Below are 1567 nucleotides of genomic sequence, written 5' to 3'. Positions count from 1 at the left end.
GGCGGGGGCCGCCACCGGCACGGCGCCCTCGGCGGCGGGATCGTCGTCGCGTGCCGTGGCGGTGGGCGCCACCAGCCACAGCGGGCGCTCTTCCACCCGAAAGCGCAGCGGCGGCGCCATCCATTCGCGCTCGCCGTCGAAGGCCACCTTCACGCGGTGCGGCCGCCAGGTGGGCTCCACCACCATCTCGGCGCAGGCCAGGCTGATGACGGCTTCATCGCGCGCCAGCTGGCCCACGGCGGCATTCCATACGGTGCGTGCCGTGGCGGCGCGGTCCTGGGGCTTGAGCAGCAGCACCGCCAGGCGGTCGCCTTCGGCCACGTCCTGCGCCTGCGGAATGCCCAGGCGCTCCAGTTGCAGGGGGTTGTTGCCGACGAACAGCGTGGAGGCGAAGAACTCTTCGCGCGTCGGATCGGCCACCCGGTGCTGGCGCAGCGCCACGCGCCAGCGGCGCGCCGAAGCCGGCCGAAAGAAGCTCCACACCGCCGACACGATGGCCACCCAGCGCGAGCGGCCGAAGCGGCGCGAGGCCAGCTCGCGCTGCTCCAGCAGGCGCGGGTACAGCCCCACGCTGGCGTTGACGAGGAACATGCGTTCGTTGACGAAGCCCACGCTCACCGGCCGCGCATCGCCCGAGTCCATGGCGGCCAGGATGTCGTTGGCCGCCTGCTCCGGGTCGAGCGACAGGCTCTGCTCTCGCGCGAAATAGTTGAAGGTGCCGACCGGAATGACACCCATGCGCACCTGGTGCTTCCAGGCGGCGGTGGCCACCGCGTTGATGGTGCCGTCCCCGCCCGCGGCCACCACCAGGCCGCCGTCGGCCTGGGCGGCGAGCGCGGCCTCTTCGGCCGCCTGGACGATGCCGGCGCGCTGCGCGGGCACGTGCCACTGCACGGCATTGCTTTGCAGGGGAGCCAGTCCCTCGAGGCGGGCTCGCAGCTGGCCATGGTCGGCGCCGGGCCGGTGGGGCACCACCAGATGGATCGGGCCACGGCCCCTTGGCATGGACGCTGGCAGGTCGTTGGATGGCATGTCGGGAAGGCTTTCGAGGGAGTGTCACCCTGCGCAGGGCTGGACCCGATCAGGCTCGGGGATCGGTGCCCGCACCGCGGGACGCCCGATTCTGCACACGGACCGGGCAAGGGTGCATCGGCAGTCAGGCGCACCCCTTGTCAGCCATGGCCGACACGCCACGCCGCCGCTGCGCGCGCCGCTCGCAGCAGCCCGCAAACCCCGACGGATCGCCAGGAAATGGGATTGGCCGCCCGCCACGCGCCTGCCACCATTGCCGCCCTGGTCCACTCCCTCGCTGCGCGATCCATGCCACTGCCCCACCGCCATCCCTGCCCTGCCCGCCCCGCGCGGCCGCGCCCGAACCCATCGCCCGCCCCACTGGAGACCCGCGCATGATGGACGTCCAGGCCATGGCCCTGTGGGCCGGATCGCACCCCCTGACCGTCTGGACCGGGGGACTGGCCATCGCGCTGGTGGCCGCCGCTGCGGCCTGGGCGGCCAACGGGCCGCTGCGCACGCATGGGGCCCGGTGGGTCGCCCCCCTGGACCGAGC

The 1567-nt window shown here is 73.5% G+C and carries 1 protein-coding gene; it reads right to left on the bottom strand.

Annotated elements, in window-relative coordinates:
• A partial coding sequence (locus tag AC27IO_RS24055; RefSeq protein WP_498741186.1) for a diacylglycerol/lipid kinase family protein occupies positions 1–1032 on the bottom strand: 1032 nt, incomplete at its 3' end.
• Positions 1033–1567: the final 535 nt, after the last annotated feature.

It is taken from the genome of Acidovorax sp. KNOB132, assembly GCF_057541515.1.
This window is presented reverse-complemented; position numbering and strand designations above follow the sequence as displayed.